This window comes from Micromonospora sp. NPDC051227 (assembly GCF_044455385.1).
Taxonomy (GTDB): Bacteria; Actinomycetota; Actinomycetes; order Mycobacteriales; family Micromonosporaceae; genus Micromonospora.
Genome location: NZ_JBITET010000003.1, coordinates 358,623 through 375,771 on the forward strand (window position 1 = coordinate 358,623; position 17,149 = coordinate 375,771).

The window sequence follows — 17,149 nt, forward strand, 5'->3', positions numbered from 1 at the left end:
CGGCCGGCCCGATGTCGGGCCGGCCGCCGGGGCGGGGTCAGTTGCTCGCCAGCGCGTCCGCCGCTTCCGGGTCGCAGTCGCGCAGGAACTGGGCACAGCGGGCCGCCTCGTCGGCCTCGCCGATCTCGTCCGCGGCGCGGGACAGCACGTAGAGGCAGCGGAGAAAGCCCCGGTTGGGCTCGTGTGACCACGGCACCGGGCCGTGCCCCTTCCAACCACTGCGGCGCAGCTGGTCAAGGCCCCGGTGGTAGCCGGTGCGGGCGTACGCGTACGCCGTCACCACCTGGCCCTGCGCGAACGCCCGCGCCGCGAGCTCCGCCCAGGCCGCGCTGTAGGTCGGGAAGCCGGCCGCCACGTTGGCGTACGCCTCATCGGTGCCGGCCTCGTCGGCGGCGGCCAGGGCGGCGTCGGCCTCGTCGTTCACGGGCAGGCGGGTGGCCGGTGGCTCTGGCAAAAGGTTCTGCATCGCCCCATTCAACCCGCTGGACAGGGCGACACGCGAGCGGGTCGGCCGACGTGTCCCGCTGAACGGCTGAGGAGTTGGTCACGCCTGCGGCCTATGCCGCTGCCTGGTGTTTTCCACTACAACTAATGGTCCGGAGCCTCCCCAGGAACCGGTTATGCAGGAGCCCGGTGGCCACGACCACCGGGCTCCTGTCGGTTCCACCCCTGGCCCGAGGTTTGACCGGCCCCGGTGGAGGGGCAGGATGGCCGGGTGCCGACTCCACCTCCCGCGGACGTCATCGAGCCGCACCTGCACGCCGGTGAGATCCAGACCCGCGCCGAGTTCGACCAACAGCTGACCACCGGTCGGCTGACCGGGCTGACCGTGCAGGGCCTGCGGCTCGACCTCGCGCCGGTGCCCGACCTGACCAGCGTCGACGTCGCCGGCACCCTCTTCGTCGGTTGCCGGTTCGCGTCCCGGGACGTGGGCGCCGACCTGGTCCGGCGTGGCGCGAACGTGGTGCCGCCGTTCTCCGGGTTGCCGTACCCGACCCAGCCGACGCACCTCTACACCCCGGACGACCTGGCCGCCGGGTTCGCCGAGGGCGGGTTCACCGGGATGTACGACACCCGGGTGTACGACCACTACCGGGCGCACGGCGGCGCGTTGCCGGACGTAAAGGAGGCGCTGGGTCAGCGGCTGCACGACCACGGCGTGGACAACGCGCTGACCGACGCCACCCGGGTCTGGCTGGCCGCACACGGGCCGCAGTCGGTGGTGGGCATCATGGGCGGGCACGCGGTGCGGCGCGGCAGTCCCGCGTACCGGATGGCGGCCGTGCTGGGTTGGGAGCTGGCGCGGGCCGACCGGCTGGTGGTGACCGGCGGCGGCCCGGGTGTGATGGAGGCCGCGAACCTCGGCGCCTACCTGGCGGACCGGCCGGCGAGCGATGTGACGGCCGCGATCGACCTGCTGGCCACCGCCCCCGACTTCACCGACCACCACCGGTACACGGCCACGGCGCTGACGGTCCGCGAGCGCTACGCGGGGGTGCCCCGGCAACGTGGCGACGACCTGGGCTGGGCGCGTGCGGGTGGTCTGGCCATCCCGACCTGGCTGTACGGGCACGAGCCGGCGAACCTGTTTGCCGGGCGGATCGCGAAGTACTTCTCGAACGCGATCCGGGAGGACACCATCCTGCGGCTCGCCCGGGGCGGCATCGTCTTCGCGCCCGGGCGGGCGGGCACGGTGCAGGAGGTGTTCCAGGCGGCCACCAAGACCTACTACGGCACCGACGGGGCCAGCGGCGCGTACATCTTCCTGGACCGCGACTACTGGACGGTCGAGCTCCCGGTGGAGGCGCTGTTGCGCCCGCTGCTGGCCGCGTCCTCGTTCGGTGACCTGTCGTCGACGATCCACCTGACCGACGACGTTCGCGAGGCCGTACGCCTGCTGACGACCTGACGACGACGGCCGGCGCCCCAGGTGGGGAGCCGGCCGTCGGTGGGACGTCGTTACCTGGTCATCGTGGTGCCGGTCGAGCGCAGGTGCTCGCAGGCCTCGACGACCCGGGCGGCCAGGCCGGCCTCGGCGGCCTTGCCCCAGGCGCGCGGGTCGTACTGCTTCTTGTTGCCGACCTCGCCGTCGATCTTCAGCACGCCGTCGTAGTTGCGGAGCATGTGGTCCGCGACGGGGCGGGTGAAGGCGTACTGGGTGTCGGTGTCGATGTTCATCTTCACCACGCCGTAGTCCAGAGCCTCGCGGATCTCGCTCAGCAGGGAGCCCGAGCCGCCGTGGAAGACCAGGCTGAGCGGCTTGTCCTTGCCGTACTTGGCGCCGACCGCCTCCTGGATCTGGTTGAGGATCTCCGGGCGCAGCTTGACGTTGCCCGGCTTGTAGACGCCGTGCACGTTGCCGAAGGTCAGCGCCGCCATGTAGCGGCCCTTCTCGCCGAGGCCGAGCGCCTCGACCATGGCCAGGCCGTCATCGGTGGTGGTGTAGAGCTTGTCGTTGATGGCGTTCTCGACGCCGTCCTCCTCGCCACCGACGACGCCGACCTCGATCTCAAGGACGATCTTGGCCTTGGCGGCCTCGTCGAGCAGCTGCGCGGCGATCTCAAGGTTCTCCGCGACCGGCACGGCCGAGCCGTCCCACATGTGCGACTGGTACAGCGGCTCCTCGCCGCGCTTCACCCGCTCCTGCGAGATGCCCATCAGCGGACGGACGAACTTGTCCAGCTTGTCCTTCGGGCAGTGGTCGGTGTGCAGGGCGATGTTGACCGAGTACTTCTTGGCGACCTCGTGCGCGTACGCGGCGAACGCGACCGCGCCGGTGACCATGTCCTTGATCGAGGGGCCGGAGAGGTATTCGGCGCCACCGGTGGAGACCTGGATGATGCCGTCGCTCTCCGCGTCGGCGAAACCCTTGAGCGCCGCGTTCAGCGTCTGGGAGGAGGTCACGTTGATCGCGGGGTACGCGTACCGGCCAGCCTTGGCGCGGTCCAGCATCTCCGCGTAAGCCTCGGGGGAAGCGATGGGCATGTGATGTGCTCCTTACTTACCACTCTCGGCCGTGCTGGCCGCTGTTCTTCATTTGTGCGCCGGACCGCGCTGTCCTCCGCCCCGAAGTATCCCGTAGGTGAGGTGCGCCGGAACAACCGACCCGGGTGCTGGCAGTTCACCGCCGGTCCAGGTTGTCCGGCACGATGACGCTGATCAGCCAGGTCACCACGGTCATCACGATGGCTCCCCAGAACGCCGGCCAGAATCCGTCCACCTGGAACGGCAGGTCGAGCCCGCGGGCGATCCGGTCGGTGAGCAGGAACAGCAACGCGTTGACCACCAGCGCGAACAGGCCCAGGGTCAGCAGGTAGAACACACAACCGACGACCCGGATCACCGGCTTGAGCACCGCGTTGATCACGCCGAAGATCAGGGCTACCACGATCAGGGTGAGGACGGTGTTGCCACCCGAGCGACCGTGCACGTCGACACCGGGGACGATCAGCGTGGTTATCCACAACGCGACTGCGGTGATCGCCAGTCTGATGAGGAAGCCCACGGCACCATCCTGGCACCGGGTCGCGTCGCCGAGGGCTGATTCCGCCTACTCCGCTTCCGGGCGGTGCGCCGGCCCAACCCGTACGGTGGGTGGAAACCGTGCCCCGAGCCCCCCGGGAGGGATGATGGGTCAGCCCGACGAGGACTTCACCCCCGGCGACCACCTCGCGCCCGACGAACGCGACCCCGAGGCGGACCCGGCCGACGCGGTCGAGCAGGCCACCATCGCCGGCCCGGCCGACGTCGACAGTGAGCCGCACCGCGGCCTGGAGGTCGACGACTGGGACGCGATGGAGCAGGCCCGGGTGGTCACCGGGGACGAGGACGACTACCGCTGACTCCGTCGCGGGGTCAGCTGCCCGTTGCGACACTGGTGCTCAGCCGTTCGGGTCATTAGACAAATATCGATCCGACGGGGGGTTACCGAAGGAGTCCGGGCGTCCCTAGGTTGGACGAGCGCCACCTGTACCCCCACGGGAGGACCCCAATGCTCAAGCACTCGCTCCGCTGGCTGACCGGGCTCGGCGCCACAGGCGCGTTGATCGCCGCCTCCGCCGCCCCCGCCGTCGCCGCACCCACGATCGAGCCCTACTTCCAGGACGCCACCCTGGCCGTCGGCTCGGAAGCGACCATCCGCGGCCTGTTGCTGTACGCCGACGAGCCGACGGTCCTCACCGACGTCTCCGTGCGGTACGACTACCGCTCTCTGGCCAACAAGATCACTGTGACTCCTGCCGACGGTCAGGAGTGCACCGCGCCGGAGCCGGGCGTTCTCGTCTGCACGGAACCCTCCGATGTCGTCCTGTACGAGATGCCGCCGCTCGGCAGCGGGATCTACCGCAACGGGGCCAAGCGGGTGCACCTCGGCCTCACCGAAGATGCGCAGCTCGGCGACTCCGGCGACGTAGCGGTCAGCTTCCAGGCGGCCGGCGGGCGGCGCGGCAGCTACACCTCCCGGGTCCGGGTCGGCGAGGGGGTCGACCTGGCCGGCGGGCCGTTCACCAGCCTCTCCGCCAAGCCGGGTGGGAAGTTCACGGTACCGCTGGTCGTGGCAAACGCCGGCGACAAGACCGTCAACGGATTCGTCGCGGTCTTCGACCTCCCCTACTCGATCCGAACCAAGGACCGGTTCAGCAACTGCCGCTACTCCGACGACCACCTCGTCTCCTGCCAGTTCGACGAGGACATCCCGGTGGGTACCGGGCTGGCCACCACGCTGAACCTCGAACTCGCCAAGGACACCTACGCGCCGGCCAACCACTCCGGCTACGCCCAGTTCATGACCACTGCCGACTTCGAGGACCTGACCCGGGTGCGGGCGGCCGTCGGCGCACAGGCGGCCACCCCCGGCGGCGGCCCGAAACTGACTCTGGCCGAGGCACCCGGCAGGGTGCGGCAGGCCGACCAGACCGACGTCGGCCCGGGTTACGACTACACCGGGTGGACCATCAAGGCCACCGGCAGGAACGGCACCGACCTCGCGGCGATCGGCGCCACGCTCAAGGGCACTGTCGGCGCCGTCGTCACGGCGACCGTCGGCTTCCGGAACAACGGCCCGGCGACGCTCGACCGAACGAACGGAGACTTCGAGGCCGCCACCCACACCGACGTCGAGCTACCGCCGGGCACCACCGCCGTCGAGGTCCCCGCCAACTGCTGGTTGCGGCAGGACACCACCCGCACGTACCTGTGCGCCTCGGAGATGCTCCTGGTGGCCGGGCAGACCTACACCATGAAGTTCCGGCTGCGCATCGACAAGGTCATCCCCAACGCCCGGGGCGCGGTGCGGGTCAACGCGCCGTGCGAGTGCCCCGCCGGCGGCGGCTTCCAGGACGAAATCAAACCGGCCAACGACAGGGCCACCATCGTGGTCAACGCGGCCCAGGGCGGCGGGGGCCAAGGCGACGGCGATGGAGGCGGTGGCGGCGGTTCGCTGCCCATCACCGGCGCCCCCACCGACCTGATCGCCGGCATCGGCGCCCTGCTACTCGTCACCGGTGTGGGCTGCTACCTGCTCGCCCGACGCCAAGGCAGCCGCTTCGCCGCCTGATTGGATCCGCTCGCTCGACCGACGCAGTTGAGCTGGACCCGGACCATGGTCTCCTGGACCAGATCCTGGGCCTGGTGTGGTTCGCCGGTCAGCATCACCGCGTACCGCAGTAGCGGGGCCAGCCGCGTGTCCGCGAACTCCTCGTACGTCACCGCACCTCCCGAGGGCTCCTGCCTCAGATGACGGAGGCGGACCGACCGAACATTGCGGTGACTCTGATCAACCTTTTGGTTCGTCTTGCTCAGCGGGTGGCTTTGGGGGCTGCAGTCAGCCTTAGCAATTCCTTAAGATCCGCAGGCTCCACCTGATCCCCCAACTGGAGGAACCCCCCTCATGCTCACCCACTCCACCCGGCGTTGGCTCGCCGGACTGGGCGTAGCAGGCGCGTTCGTCGCCGCAGCCGCCAGCCCGGCCGTCGCCGCCAAGGAGGCGCCCATCGAACTGGGCGTCTATTTCAGCGACACCACAATTGCCGCAGGGTCCGAAGGCAAGATCGACTCCCCCCTCCTGTTCGCCTCCGAGCCGGTGGTGGTCGAAGGCCTCACTGTCACCTACGACTACCGGGACCTGAGCGGTGTCGTCCAGGTCAAGCCCGAATCGTCGAGCTTCGACTGCAAGTCGCCGGAGGCCGGTGTTCTGGTCTGCACCGACCCCTTCGAGATCGGTCTCGAGGAGTGGGCCTTCGGCGGCCTCTTCGAGGTGGCCCTGACGCCGGCCGCGAAGGCTGCCGACGGCGACACCGGCAACCTCAAGGTCACGGTCAGCGCCGAGGGCCTCGCTCCGGCCAGCCACACCGCCAAGCTGCGGATCGGCGAGGGCGTCGACCTGGCCGCCCCGGGCGAGGAGACCAACATCTCGTCCGCTCCTGGCGGCACGTTCAGCGCTCCGCTGACGCTCAGCAACGCTGGCAAGACCGCCGCCAAGGGAGCGGTCGCGGTCTTCGACCTGGACTACGCGATCCGCCCCGAGAAGCAGTACAGCAACTGCACCTACGAGGACGGTCACCTGCGGACCTGCGCCTTCGACGAGGTAACCGCCGCCGGAGCGGCCCGCTCGGTTTCGCTGTCCTACGTGCTCGGCAAGGACACCTACGCGCCGGGCAGCGAGTACGGCTACTACAACTGGATGACGATCGCCGAGTTCGAGGACTTCAACTCCTACCTCGAGGCCGGGGGCATCTCGGTTGGGAAGCCCGGCAACGGTCCGGTCCTGAGCCTTCCGGAGGTCCCGTCCAAGATGGGGGCGCGCGGCTTCCAGGCTGACACCGACCCGATGAACAACTGGTCCGGCATGTCCGTCAAGGTCACCGGCAAGAACGGCACGGACCTGGTGGCGGCCGGCGGCCAGCTGACCGGCAAGGCCGGCGACGTGGTCATGGCCTCCGTCGGAGTTCGCAACGACGGACCGGCCGCGCTTGACTTCGGTCGCTCGGGCACGCCGGTCACCAAGATTGACATCGCCGTTCCGGAGGGCACCACCGCAGTCGAGGTTCCCGAGTTCTGCGCGCCGCTCGACGGCGACCAGCAGGACTGGGAGAACGCCGGCAAGCCGGGCGCGAAGCTCTACCGCTGCTACCCGGACATCTTCATCGGTGTCGGCGAGAAGCAGCTGGTCGACATCGGCCTCCGGATCGACAAGGTGATCGCAAACGCGGCGGGCACCGTCACCATCAACGCCAAGTGCGAGTGCGAGGGCTTCACCGACGACCTGAAGCCGGCCAACGACGTCGCCAAGATCCTGGTCAACGCGGCCGGCGGCACGGGCGGTGGCGACGGCGACGGCGACGGCGACGGCGGCTCGCTGCCGATCACCGGTCAGTCCACCGGGCTGATCGCCGGCCTCGGCGCGCTGCTGCTCGCCGCGGGCGTCGGCGGCTACCTGGTGGCCAAGCGCCGCCGGACCCGCTTCGTCGCCTGACCCACCCCGCACCACCGGTGCCCCGTCGACCACCACGGTCGGCGGGGCACCGTCGTTGGACCCCACGGCGCGGGCGGGTGGTGACGGGCCGGTCCGGCGCGGCCGAAACCTTGGGCTTCGGTACCCTTTGTGGCCGTGGACACAGCTGAGAAGACCCGCGCTCTCGTGGAGAGCGTCGCCCTGAACCCGCTCGATCCCAAGGACCTGTTGCAGACCTTCGGGCTGATCGGCGTGTGGGTGATCCTCTTCGCCGAGACCGGCCTGCTGGTGGGCTTCTTCTTCCCGGGTGACTCGCTGCTGTTCCTCGCCGGGGTCGCCTCGTCACCGGTGGCGGACGCGATCTTCGGCGACGGCACCCGCCTCTCCCTTGCCGGCCTGCTGATCGGTGGTCCGATCTGCGCGATCGTCGGCGCACAGCTGGGGCACTGGCTCGGCGCGCGGTACGGCCGGCCGATGTTCGAGCGGCCGAACTCCCGGCTCTTCAAGAAGGAGTACGTGGAGAAGGCCGAGTACTACTTCCAGAAGTTCGGCCCGGCGAAGGCCGTCGTGCTCGCGCGCTTCATTCCGATCGTCCGGACGTTCCTCAACCCGGTCGCGGGCGCGCTCGGCATGCCGGCCAAGAAGTTCCTGCTCTGGAACATCGTCGGCGCGGTGCTCTGGGTGGACGGCATCCTGCTGATCGGCTACCTACTTGCCGAGCAGATCTACCAGGCCATCGGCGACAAGATCGACCACTACATCCTGCCGGTGGTGGCCCTGATCATTCTGATCTCGGTGCTGCCGATCTTCTTCGAGTTCCTGCGCGACCGGCGGGCTCGTAAGCGCGGCGAGGCGGTCGCGGTGGTCGCGGCGGCCAGTGCCGCCGGCGCCGTGGAGGCGGCCCGCGAGGCGTTCGACCACGACGGGCACCAGCACGGCCGTCAGCGCCCGGAGCACGGTCAGGACCGTTGAGCGGTACGACGACGGCCGGCCCCCTGGTGAGGGGGTCGGCCGTCGGCATGTCGAGCCCGGCCTCCGGCGGTGCGGCCGGGGACGAGCAGGTATCAACCCCCGGTGGCGCCACCCCTGGCTCGCCACCGGACCGCCGCCCCGGCTCGGGACGGCGTGCAGTGCCTACGTCAGCGGGCCTTCTTGGTGGCCCGCTTACGCGGCGGGGTCAGCAGGTCGGCGATCGTGGCGATCGCACTCGGGACCAGGCTGTAGTAGGCCCAGACACCGCGCTTCTCCCGCTGCAACAAGCCAGCCTCGGTGAGGATACGCAGGTGATGACTGACCGTCGGCTGAGAGAGGCCGAGCGGCGCCGTCAGGTCACAGACGCACGCCTCGCCCTCGGGGGCCGACTGGATCAGGCTGAGCAGCCGCAACCGAGCAGGATCAGCAAGGGCCTTGAGGACCCCGGCGAGACGCTCGGCATCGGCACGTTCGATCGGCTCGCCGTTTAGCGGCGAGATCTGAGGCATAGTCATTTCGGCCAACGCAGTTCCCACGTATTCCATCCTTCCACCAGCAGCATCGATCCGCCTGCATATCAGCAGATCCGAATCGGCAGACTTTTACGCCACAAGGCCGAGGTCAGCCAACGTATAGGCCGCCCGGTACGGCAATCCGGCGGCTCGCACCGCGTCGCCGGCGCCTCGATCAACAATAACCACCACGCCCACGACTTCCGCCCCGGCCTCGCGAAGCGCTTCGACAGCGGTCAAAACACTTCCGCCCGTCGTGGATGTGTCCTCCACCGCCAACACTCGGCGGCCAGCCACCTCCGGTCCCTCGATCCGCCGCTGAAGACCGTGAGCCTTGCCCGCCTTGCGCACCACAAAGGCGTCCAGAGCCCGGCCGGTCGGAGCGGCGGCGTGCAGCATCGAGAGCGCGACAGGGTCCGCGCCCAGGGTGAGGCCCCCGACGGCGTCGAACTCCCAGTCGGCGGTGAGGTCGAGCATCACCCGGCCGACCAGAGGAGCGGCCTGGTGATGGAGCGTGACGCGGCGCAGATCCACGTACCAGTCTGCCTCGCGCCCCGACGAGAGCACGACCCGTCCGTGGACGACAGCCAGGTCGGTAATGAATTTACGCAGGTCGTCGTGGTCCCCCATGGCGATAGAGGTTACTGCGCAACTCTGAACGCTGCGTGCGGGGTCCACCCTGATCAGCCCTCAGGGGAACCGATGACTGGCGATGTTCGACTACGCTCAGCAACTGGCCCGACAGCGGCGCGCCAACGCCGTCCCACCACTCGCTGGGGTTCGGCGGGCCGGTCGAAGCTCAGCGCTCGTCGCGACCGATCCGGCCGCGGGTGTCCCGAGCGACCGCCTGGAGCAGCCACCGCGGCGCGTGTCGCATGCCTGCGACGACCACCTTGTACTTCCACGCCGGGATGCTGACCATCTTGCCTTTGCGCAGGTCACGCAGGGCTTCGTCCACCACATCCTCGGCCCGCAGCCACAGCCACTCCGGCGTCTTGGACATGTTGATGCCAGCCCGCTGATGGAATTCGGTGCGCGTGTAGCCGGGGCAGAGAGCCATCACCTGAACGCCGAACGGCCGCGCCGACTGCCCGACGGACTCACTGAAGTTGGTGACCCACGCCTTGCTGGCGGAGTACGTCGATCCGGGCATGGCCGTACCGAAACCGGCGACCGAAGAGACATTTATCACTGCCCCATTTCGCCGTTCAGTCATCGGTCGCAGCGCCGCCAGGGTCAACCGCATGACCGCGTGCACGTTGAGTCGCAACAGTCGTGCCTCGTCCTCAGCAGTCGAGCGCAGGAACGGTTTGTTCAGGCTGATCCCCGCATTGTTGACCAGCAGGTGCACCGGGCTGCCGTCGGCGAGCCGCTGTTCCACGATGGCGCAGCCGTCGTCGGTGGACAGATCCGCCGGGATCGTCTCCACCTCGCGTCCGTACGTGGAACCCAGCTCGGTGGCCAATTCGGTAAGCCGCGCCGCGTCGCGGGCAACGAGCACCAGGTGCCAGCCGTCGGCGGCCAGTCGTCGCGTGAACGCCGCGCCGATGCCGGCGGTGGCCCCGGTGATCAGGGCTCGGCGCTCGGCAGTCGTGGGGTCGAGCGTCACGGAGTGGTCCTCACCTGGGCGGGAACGGGGGCGTATGCGGCCCCGACGGGGGCTGGTGCGGGGCGGGCGTGAACATGGGCGGTGCGGTTGGCGCCGTCGAGCGGTGGCGGCCGAACCAGCTGTTCGCCGTCGGCAGCGCCAGCAGCGTAGCTACTACAAGGTAACCGAGCGCCTGTGCGACGGAAAGCCCGGCGTTGAGCGGGATCCACCAGGACGGGTACGCGTCGCCGATCAGACCCAGCAACTCGGCGAGAGCCTGCTCGCCGGAGCCCAGTTGCAGTGGCGCGGACCGTTCGCCGACGACAACCGCGACGCTGCAGCAGCCGGCCAGCAGGCCGAGCCCGCTGACCACCCAGGTCGCCACCCGGACACCGTTGCGACCGGTCAGCAGCCCGAGGGCCAGGCCGGCGAGCAGCGGCGCGGAGAGCACCGCAACCACCGCGGACAGCACCGCTGACGCGCGGAGCAGAGTCACCACGTCGTCGATCTGCTCCGGGCTCGCCGAGGTGTCGCGGGCGGCGGAGCGGAACGCGTCGACCGTCCCGCCCAGCACCACCAGGTCGGCCACTGCGTACGCGAGCGCGGCTACAGCCATCACCAACAGCACTGTCGCGGCCGACAGGACGGCGGCGGGCCGGCGGGCCGGTGCCGATTCCGGGTACGACACGACGAATCCCTCCGGTAGGCGTCGGGTTGCAACCTACTCGGAGGGATCGTCGGCGTCGTGCTTATCGAGCCGTCAGCTGGTCGGCGGCGGGGTTGACCCGGGCCGATCCGTGGGCGGCGTGTCGTCCGGCCGGTTCGCGGCCGGTGGCGGCGGGTAGCTCGGCTCCCCACTCGACGGATAACCCGGCTCACCCGATGCCTGCGGGTAGCCCGGCTGGCCGGGCGCCTGCGGGTTACCCGGGTAGCTGGCGCCCGGGGTCGGCGGCTCCCAGCCCGCGGTGGGCTTGCGGAAGAACGGGTTCGCCTTCGGCAGCGCCAGCAGGACCAGCGCCGCGATCAGCGCGATCAGGCTGAGCACGCCGAGCAGGAGGCTGACCGGAGTGACCCAGGAGGGCAGGGCCTCCTCCAGGCGACGCTGGATCTCCTCCGGGCTCGGCCCGTCGCCGGTAGTCCCGCCACCGGTGTTGAAACCGCCGGCCGCGTTGCTGAGCAGGCCACCGCCCACGCAGCAGACCATGATGCCGCCGACGATCCAGGTGGTGATCCGGGCGCCGTTGCGGCCCTGGTTGTTGAACAGGGCCAGCACGCCCAGCACGACCGCGAGCAGCAGCAGGACGATGCTCCCGCCGATGCCGATGACGGCGAAGACGTCGGCCACCTGTTCACCGTCGGTGGCGCTGCCCTCGTACGCCGCACGGAGCGCGTCCCGCGTCTTGCTGAAGGTGCTGAGCGTGATGATCAGACTGATCACCTGGAGTGCCAGGAACAGGAAGAGCAGGTAACTGGAAATCGACACAATGGATGGCCGCTGACGGGCCGGCGTGCTCTGGGAATCGACCACGATTCTCCTTCCCTAAGATCGCGCCCACACCGTATCGACAACCGGCCAGTTCGGCATGCCGTGACGAGCCCGGCGCGTCCGCCCGGTCCGGCTCAGCGGGCCTCAGGCACGGGGCGGGCGGATCGTCAGGTCGGCGGGGTCGAGCAGGTCTCCGCGGGCGACCCGCCAGCCCTCTTCGCCGTACGCCTCGAAGGAGAGCCGCGCGGCGCCACCGGACTGGTAGTCGTGGTAGCGCATCGTCCCGGTCGACGGCAACTCGGTCTCTCCGGTGGCGGTGTAACGCGCCTGCCCGGTCTCGGCCCAGGTGTAGCGCCGCCCGCCGAGTTCGATGGTCGGGGCGCCCGGAGTGACGGTGGCGCCCGGCTCGGCGGTCCAGAGCACCAGCTCGAGTTCGGGGCCGTCCTCCACGGAGAGCCGGTGGCGGGTGCCGGAGTCGTCGTCGAGGAGGTGCTGCACCCAGCTCCAGTCGCCCTCGATTAGGCGGATCGTGGCGCTCACCGCGTACTCCCGCTCGCGGATCCGCACGCGGTCGCCAGGAGTCAGGCGGAGCGGGCCGTCGCGCGGCGGCTCGGCCGGCCGGCCGTCGGGCCGGCCCGTCGCCCGCCGGCGGGCCCGCCCGACGACCCCGACCACCGCGACTACGGCAACAGCCGCCACCAGGCACGTCACAAGCGCGTCCACCCGACCACCTCCCCAGGTACGTCGGCGCAGACGGTAACAACCCTCGGCACCAGGAAGGCCCGCGCTGTGGCCGACAGCTCAGCTAACGGAGGCCGTCGGGTCCGTCCTCGGGTGGCGTCGTCGGCGGGCCGGTCGGACGCGGCGCGGTGGCCGGTGGGCTCACGGCTCGCAACGTACGGCGCGGCGTCGGCGACCGGCACAACCAATCGGACAGCAACGACCGACGATTGGATCATGCTGCGGCGAGCCGCCGACTGGCGTAGGTGCCCAGGGTTTCGCGATCCATCACACAGCCGACAAAGGTGGTGAATTCGCTCGGGTCGTCCCGCAGCGACGTCCAGGCCGCTCGGGCCGCCTCCGGGTCGACCCGCTCCAACAGCGTGGCCGCGTACGCCCGGCCGGCGGGTGTGCCGTCGGCCAGCACCCGGTCGAGCTGGCGGCGTACCTCCTCGGGGTGGTCGCTGAGGGCGGCCTCGACCCGGTGGTACGCCTCGGTCACCGGCAACAGCGTGCCCGCGATCCCCACCCCACCAAAAGCCAGCGTGTCAGCCGCCACCAACTCGTCGACGGCCGCGGCCAATTCGCGCTCCCAAGCCTTCCGCATCCCAAACATGCCTCCACCCTTTCCCCGTCCGCACCCACTCCACCCCGTTAATCAAGAGGTTTGCGCCATGAGCGGACTCTCTCCTGACACAGCCGCCTTCTTCAGGCGCCAGGTGGTGGGGGTCAGTAGCCGCGCCACTCTGCGCGGGCATAGTCGAGGACCCTCGGTTGGAGCAGGGTGCTGGGGGGCACGTTCAGGCGGGCGCGGTCGGCGGGAAAGGCCGCCGCCGCCCGCAGCACGTCCGGGTCGAGGAAACGCAGCCGGGGCGCGTCGGCCGGCAGTTCCAGCACCGGCGGGACGGTTCCCGCCGTGGCGAGCAGGAAACCCCAGTCGCCGAAGGACGGTACGTCGACGTGGTACGGCACTGTGGCGAAGCCGGCTTCCCGCACCGACGCATCGATCGACCAGTATGAGCGGGGCGCGAAGTACGGCGAGCCGGACTGCACCACCAGCCGTCCCTGCTCCGCGAGCACCGACCTGATCAGCGCGTAGAACTCGACGGTGTAGAGCTTGGCGGTGGCCGTCTCGTCCGGGTCGGGCAGGTCGGCGACCACCACGTCGAAGCGCTCGGCGGCGGTGCGCAGCCAGCCGAACGCGTCAGTGTTCAGCACCCGTACGCGGGGGTCGTCGAGCGAGCCGCCGTTGAGCGCCCGCAGCTGCGGCACGGTGCTGGCCAGCGCCACCACCGCCGGGTCGAGGTCGACCACTGTCACCCGACGGACGTCCGGGTATCGCAGGATCTCCCGGACGGCGAGGCCGTCGCCGGCACCGAGAACCAGTACGTCGCCGCGCGGGCCGCCCATCGCCGGATGCACCAGCGCCTCGTGGTAGCGGTACTCGTCGACCGAGCTGAACTGGAGATCACCGTTGAGGAACAACCGCAGGTCGGTGTCGGCGTGGCCGACCTCCCGCACCGACCGGGTCAGCACGATCTCCTGGTACCGGGAGCGTTCGGCGTACACCACGGGGTCCCGGTAGAGCTGCTGCCGGGCGGTCACCTCGAAGTCGGCGGCGGTCACCCAGGCGTACCCCAGGCAGAGCGCGACCACGACAGAGCCGGCGCCGAGGACGAGCCGGGCCCGGCGGCTCAGCTCCCTTCGGAACACCGTGCAGACCAGGGCGAGACCGGCCACCGCGTTCACCGCGCCGACCACCAGAGCACCCTTGAGCTGGCCGAAGACGGGGATCAACAGGAACGGGAAGGCGAGCCCGCCGAGCAGCGCGCCGACGTAGTCGGCGGCGAACAGGTCGGCCACCGCACTGCCGGCGGCCTGCTCGCGGATGCGCTGCAGCATCACCATCAGCAGCGGAATCTCCGCGCCGATCAGCAGGCCCAGCACGAAGGCGGTGCCGACCAGCGCCGGGCCGTACAGGTCGAGCCAGGCGAAGGCGGCGTAGAGGCCGAGCACGGACAGACCACCGAGCAGGGCCAGGGTCAGTTCGATCACCGCGAACGCAGCGGCGGCCCGGGGCTGCAACGGCTTCGCGACCAGCGCGCCGACCCCCATCGCGAAAACCATCACGCCGAGCACGATCGACGCCTGCCCGATGGTGTCGCCGATCAGGTAGCTGCCGAGCGCGACCAGGGCCAGCTCGTAGACCAGCCCGCAGGCGGCGCAGACGAAGACCGCGACCAGCACCGCCGCGCGGGCCAGCCGCCAGTGCGGCCGGGCCTCGGTGCCGCCGTCGAGCACCGGCGGCGCCCCGGTGCTCATGACTGCCCCGGGTACGGCCGGCTGGCACCGCCCGGTCGCGGTCCCCCGGTCATCAGAGGATCGCGGCGGCGATGATCGCGCCGGTGGCCAGGTGCACCACTGCCGACACCCACACGGCGGGGTGCGGCTCCGGGTCGACCAGCAGCTCGCCGAGCCGGCCCGGGGTCACCGCGTCGAGCAGCAGGAACGCGGCGGCCATGATGACCAGACCGACGATCCCGTACGCCGCCGCGCCGACCAGCCCCAGGGCGAAGTCGTCGTCGCTGGCGACGATCGCCGCGACCACGATGGTGCCGACGCCGAGCAGGTTGGACGCGAGCAGCAGCGCCGCGTTGCGGTTACGCTCGGTCCAGATCAGTTCGTGGAGCCTGCCAGGAGTGGTCAGGTCGACCAGCGCGTAGCCGACGCCCATGAGGACGACGCCGACCGCGCCGAAGGCGAGGGTGGCCAGCAGGTCGGTGACGAGGTTCTGCACGGAGGGGCTCCAGGTGAAGGGTCGGGCGTCGGGCTACTTGCCGGCGCCGGGGCCGCCGCCCCGAACGCTGCTGCCGCGTCCCCAGCCCCAGTACGACCCGACGGTCGAGTGGTAGCGGGGGTGAGCGGTGTCCATGTCCTCGAGCAGGATCACCGAGCCGGCGGCGATCGGCAGGATCACCACCGAGTCGTCGTCGTAGCGCAGGTAGACGCCGCTGCCGTCGGCGTACCGGTCGGACGGCTTCCACGCGTCGGTCAGTTCCTTGGCGACAGTGGCCGGTGACTTGGACGAGGTGTACGCGGTCGCTTCCCGGCCGATGTCCCGGCTGGCCGCTCGCGAATACTTGTCCTGCACGTAGGCGCGCGGGGAGAAGGTGCCGTTGACAAGCGCGAAGGTCGCGACCAGCACGCCGACCACGGCGGCCGCCGCGCCCACCACGAACCAGCGTCGGTACGTCATCGCAGTGCCACCACCGTCTCGGTCAGGACCAGCTCATTGGTCTGGGGGTACGCGTGCCAGGTACGCCAGCCGACCGACCGGTGCGGCAGGTCGGTGCGCACGGCCAGCGCGGTGACCGCGTCCGGGTCACCGGGAAAGACTCCGACCAGGGCGTACGGGTCGTCGGCCAGGTCGGCGCGGAGCCCGGCGATCCGGGTGTGCAAATCACCGTCGGTGGGGCGCAGCACGCTGGCGGTGAAGCGGTAGCCGCCCGCCTCGTCGTGCAGGGCGCCGGGTAGGTGCGGCGGTCGACCAGGCAGGCAGGCGACCGTCTCGGTGAGTCCGGCCGCACCGCCGGGTTCGGCCAGCACTACCTGGTGGGACGCGCCGAGCAGGCGCAGCCGCAGCCGGACGTCCCCGGGCAGCGTGAGGTCGCGGACGTGCAGCGCGGGCCGCTCCGGGCCGCCGAGTGCCAGGCTCAGGTCGGCGGCGCAGGTGTCGACGTACTGGGTGTGGAGGCTCACCAACACGTCAGCTGGCCTCCGGCCCGGCCTGCGGGTACACCATCACGTCGGCGCGGTGCAACTGCTCGCCCCGGGCGACCTCCCAGCCGGCCTGGCCGTACGCCTCGAAGGAAAGCCGTTCGCCGCCCTGGGCCCGGTAGTCGTGGTATCGAAGGGTGCCACTGGGGTCGAGGCCGGTGCTGCCGGTGGCCGTGAAGCAGGCCTGACCGGACTCCTCCGAGGCGTAGCGGCGGCCGGCAAAGTCGAGGGTGGACGCACCCGGGGTGATCGTGGCGGCCGGCTCGGCGGTCCACAGCACCAGCTCCAGGTCCGGGTCCTCCTCCACGGAGAGCCAGCGCTTGTCGCCCTCGACGGTGTCCAGCAGGTGCTCGGCCCAGCTCCAGCCGCCCTCATTCAGATGCACCGAGCCCCGGACCGCGTACGACACCCGGCGGATCTCGACGATGTCGCCGGGCTTGAGCCTGCGCGGGTCGCCGCGGAGCGCGTCACTGTCGGTGTCCCGGAACGGGTCTACGGGTGCCGCCGGTCGGGCGGCAGTACGGCCCTTGCGTACCGCCACCACCGCCACCACGACCCCGGCGACTCCGATCAGACACCCCAGCGTCGTCACCAGGTAAGCCACGGGACCGTTCATGCCGACCACCTCCCAAGTGCGTCGGCGG

At 70.4% G+C, this 17,149-nt stretch carries 21 protein-coding genes; 5 read left to right on the top strand and 16 right to left on the bottom strand.

Annotated elements, in window-relative coordinates; translation table 11 throughout:
* Nucleotides 1-37: 37 nt before the first annotated feature.
* Nucleotides 38-466: a DUF3151 domain-containing protein gene (locus tag ACIA47_RS09655; protein ID WP_091396135.1), complete on the bottom strand. Its 429-nt coding sequence runs from the start codon at nucleotides 464-466 to the stop codon at nucleotides 38-40.
* A 249-nt stretch (nucleotides 467-715) separates the two neighbouring features.
* On the opposite strand from ACIA47_RS09655, the gene ACIA47_RS09660 reads away from it, so the two are divergent.
* On the top strand, nucleotides 716-1,909 hold the full coding sequence (locus ACIA47_RS09660) for an LOG family protein (RefSeq protein ID WP_396706864.1): 1,194 nt from the start codon (nucleotides 716-718) through the stop codon (nucleotides 1,907-1,909).
* 50 nt (nucleotides 1,910-1,959) lie between these two features.
* Here ACIA47_RS09660 and fbaA read toward each other — a convergent pair whose 3' ends face one another.
* Both fbaA and ACIA47_RS09670 read right to left on the bottom strand, forming a co-directional pair.
* Nucleotides 1,960-2,985, bottom strand: a complete 1,026-nt coding sequence (gene fbaA / locus ACIA47_RS09665; RefSeq protein WP_396706866.1) for a class II fructose-bisphosphate aldolase — start codon at nucleotides 2,983-2,985, stop codon at nucleotides 1,960-1,962.
* A gap of 136 nt (nucleotides 2,986-3,121) precedes the next feature.
* Nucleotides 3,122-3,505: a phage holin family protein gene (locus ACIA47_RS09670; protein WP_030491363.1), complete on the bottom strand. Its 384-nt coding sequence runs from the start codon at nucleotides 3,503-3,505 to the stop codon at nucleotides 3,122-3,124.
* A gap of 124 nt (nucleotides 3,506-3,629) precedes the next feature.
* Between ACIA47_RS09670 and ACIA47_RS09675 the strand changes: the two genes are divergently transcribed.
* A complete protein-coding gene (locus ACIA47_RS09675; RefSeq protein ID WP_396706868.1) occupies nucleotides 3,630-3,842 on the top strand; it encodes a hypothetical protein in 213 nt (70 codons plus the stop codon).
* 149 nt (nucleotides 3,843-3,991) lie between these two features.
* On the top strand, nucleotides 3,992-5,554 hold the full coding sequence (locus ACIA47_RS09680) for an LPXTG cell wall anchor domain-containing protein (RefSeq protein ID WP_396706870.1): 1,563 nt from the start codon (nucleotides 3,992-3,994) through the stop codon (nucleotides 5,552-5,554).
* On the opposite strand, the gene ACIA47_RS09685 is transcribed toward ACIA47_RS09680, so the two are convergent.
* Entirely contained in the window at nucleotides 5,512-5,706 is a 195-nt protein-coding gene (locus ACIA47_RS09685) for a hypothetical protein (protein WP_396706872.1), read from the bottom strand. The genes ACIA47_RS09680 and ACIA47_RS09685 overlap by 43 nt on opposite strands.
* A 181-nt stretch (nucleotides 5,707-5,887) precedes the next feature.
* Here ACIA47_RS09685 and ACIA47_RS09690 point away from each other — a divergent pair, with 181 nt between their 5' ends.
* Both ACIA47_RS09690 and ACIA47_RS09695 read left to right on the top strand, forming a co-directional pair.
* Nucleotides 5,888-7,471 carry an LPXTG cell wall anchor domain-containing protein gene (locus ACIA47_RS09690; RefSeq protein ID WP_396706874.1) on the top strand — a complete coding sequence of 528 codons (1,584 nt, stop codon included), beginning with the start codon at nucleotides 5,888-5,890 and terminating at the stop codon, nucleotides 7,469-7,471.
* 129 nt (nucleotides 7,472-7,600) lie between these two features.
* A complete protein-coding gene (locus ACIA47_RS09695; RefSeq protein WP_363694770.1) occupies nucleotides 7,601-8,422 on the top strand; it encodes a DedA family protein in 822 nt (273 codons plus the stop codon).
* Between the two features lie 167 nt (nucleotides 8,423-8,589).
* Here ACIA47_RS09695 and ACIA47_RS09700 read toward each other — a convergent pair whose 3' ends face one another.
* The 12 genes from ACIA47_RS09700 to ACIA47_RS09755 all read right to left on the bottom strand — a co-directional run bounded on the left by ACIA47_RS09700 (nucleotide 8,590) and on the right by ACIA47_RS09755 (nucleotide 17,121).
* A complete protein-coding gene (locus ACIA47_RS09700) occupies nucleotides 8,590-8,967 on the bottom strand; it encodes a helix-turn-helix transcriptional regulator (protein ID WP_030332125.1) in 378 nt (125 codons plus the stop codon).
* 57 nt (nucleotides 8,968-9,024) lie between these two features.
* Nucleotides 9,025-9,564 carry an orotate phosphoribosyltransferase gene (gene pyrE / locus ACIA47_RS09705; RefSeq protein WP_366631586.1) on the bottom strand — a complete coding sequence of 180 codons (540 nt, stop codon included), beginning with the start codon at nucleotides 9,562-9,564 and terminating at the stop codon, nucleotides 9,025-9,027.
* A 169-nt stretch (nucleotides 9,565-9,733) separates the two neighbouring features.
* Entirely contained in the window at nucleotides 9,734-10,543 is an 810-nt protein-coding gene (locus ACIA47_RS09710) for an SDR family NAD(P)-dependent oxidoreductase (RefSeq protein ID WP_396706877.1), read from the bottom strand.
* 10 nt (nucleotides 10,544-10,553) lie between these two features.
* Nucleotides 10,554-11,210 carry a hypothetical protein gene (locus ACIA47_RS09715; protein ID WP_396706879.1) on the bottom strand — a complete coding sequence of 219 codons (657 nt, stop codon included), beginning with the start codon at nucleotides 11,208-11,210 and terminating at the stop codon, nucleotides 10,554-10,556.
* 72 nt (nucleotides 11,211-11,282) lie between these two features.
* Nucleotides 11,283-12,050 carry a hypothetical protein gene (locus tag ACIA47_RS09720; protein ID WP_396706881.1) on the bottom strand — a complete coding sequence of 256 codons (768 nt, stop codon included), beginning with the start codon at nucleotides 12,048-12,050 and terminating at the stop codon, nucleotides 11,283-11,285.
* A 102-nt stretch (nucleotides 12,051-12,152) separates the two neighbouring features.
* The gene (locus ACIA47_RS09725; RefSeq protein ID WP_396706883.1) at nucleotides 12,153-12,731 is read right to left on the bottom strand and encodes a DUF4178 domain-containing protein; all 579 of its coding nucleotides are present in this window, start codon (nucleotides 12,729-12,731) and stop codon (nucleotides 12,153-12,155) included.
* A 232-nt stretch (nucleotides 12,732-12,963) separates the two neighbouring features.
* Complete coding sequence (locus tag ACIA47_RS09730; RefSeq protein ID WP_396706885.1) at nucleotides 12,964-13,335, bottom strand: hypothetical protein; 372 nt, start codon at nucleotides 13,333-13,335, stop codon at nucleotides 12,964-12,966.
* A gap of 122 nt (nucleotides 13,336-13,457) precedes the next feature.
* Entirely contained in the window at nucleotides 13,458-15,050 is a 1,593-nt protein-coding gene (locus tag ACIA47_RS09735; protein WP_396706887.1) for a polyamine aminopropyltransferase, read from the bottom strand.
* 52 nt (nucleotides 15,051-15,102) lie between these two features.
* A complete protein-coding gene (locus ACIA47_RS09740) occupies nucleotides 15,103-15,525 on the bottom strand; it encodes a DUF350 domain-containing protein (RefSeq protein WP_203122926.1) in 423 nt (140 codons plus the stop codon).
* A 33-nt stretch (nucleotides 15,526-15,558) separates the two neighbouring features.
* On the bottom strand, nucleotides 15,559-15,984 hold the full coding sequence (locus tag ACIA47_RS09745; RefSeq protein ID WP_396706889.1) for a DUF4247 domain-containing protein: 426 nt from the start codon (nucleotides 15,982-15,984) through the stop codon (nucleotides 15,559-15,561).
* Nucleotides 15,981-16,493: a DUF2617 family protein gene (locus tag ACIA47_RS09750; RefSeq protein ID WP_396706891.1), complete on the bottom strand. Its 513-nt coding sequence runs from the start codon at nucleotides 16,491-16,493 to the stop codon at nucleotides 15,981-15,983. The genes ACIA47_RS09745 and ACIA47_RS09750 overlap by 4 nt, the downstream gene beginning before the upstream one ends.
* Nucleotide 16,494: 1 nt before the next feature.
* Nucleotides 16,495-17,121, bottom strand: a complete 627-nt coding sequence (locus ACIA47_RS09755) for a DUF4178 domain-containing protein (protein WP_396706893.1) — start codon at nucleotides 17,119-17,121, stop codon at nucleotides 16,495-16,497.
* Nucleotides 17,122-17,149 lie beyond the last annotated feature (28 nt).

Coding starts and splice junctions, on each gene's coding strand:
- ACIA47_RS09655 (WP_091396135.1), bottom strand. CDS start 466: ATGCAGAACCTTTTGCCAGAGCCACCGGCCACCCGCCTGCCCGTGAAC.
- fbaA (WP_396706866.1), bottom strand. CDS start 2,985: ATGCCCATCGCTTCCCCCGAGGCTTACGCGGAGATGCTGGACCGCGCC.
- ACIA47_RS09675 (WP_396706868.1), top strand. CDS start 3,630: ATGGGTCAGCCCGACGAGGACTTCACCCCCGGCGACCACCTCGCGCCC.
- ACIA47_RS09680 (WP_396706870.1), top strand. CDS start 3,992: ATGCTCAAGCACTCGCTCCGCTGGCTGACCGGGCTCGGCGCCACAGGC.
- ACIA47_RS09690 (WP_396706874.1), top strand. CDS start 5,888: ATGCTCACCCACTCCACCCGGCGTTGGCTCGCCGGACTGGGCGTAGCA.
- ACIA47_RS09700 (WP_030332125.1), bottom strand. CDS start 8,967: ATGGAATACGTGGGAACTGCGTTGGCCGAAATGACTATGCCTCAGATC.
- pyrE (WP_366631586.1), bottom strand. CDS start 9,564: ATGGGGGACCACGACGACCTGCGTAAATTCATTACCGACCTGGCTGTC.
- ACIA47_RS09730 (WP_396706885.1), bottom strand. CDS start 13,335: ATGCGGAAGGCTTGGGAGCGCGAATTGGCCGCGGCCGTCGACGAGTTG.
- ACIA47_RS09735 (WP_396706887.1), bottom strand. CDS start 15,050: ATGAGCACCGGGGCGCCGCCGGTGCTCGACGGCGGCACCGAGGCCCGG.
- ACIA47_RS09745 (WP_396706889.1), bottom strand. CDS start 15,984: ATGACGTACCGACGCTGGTTCGTGGTGGGCGCGGCGGCCGCCGTGGTC.
- ACIA47_RS09755 (WP_396706893.1), bottom strand. CDS start 17,121: ATGAACGGTCCCGTGGCTTACCTGGTGACGACGCTGGGGTGTCTGATC.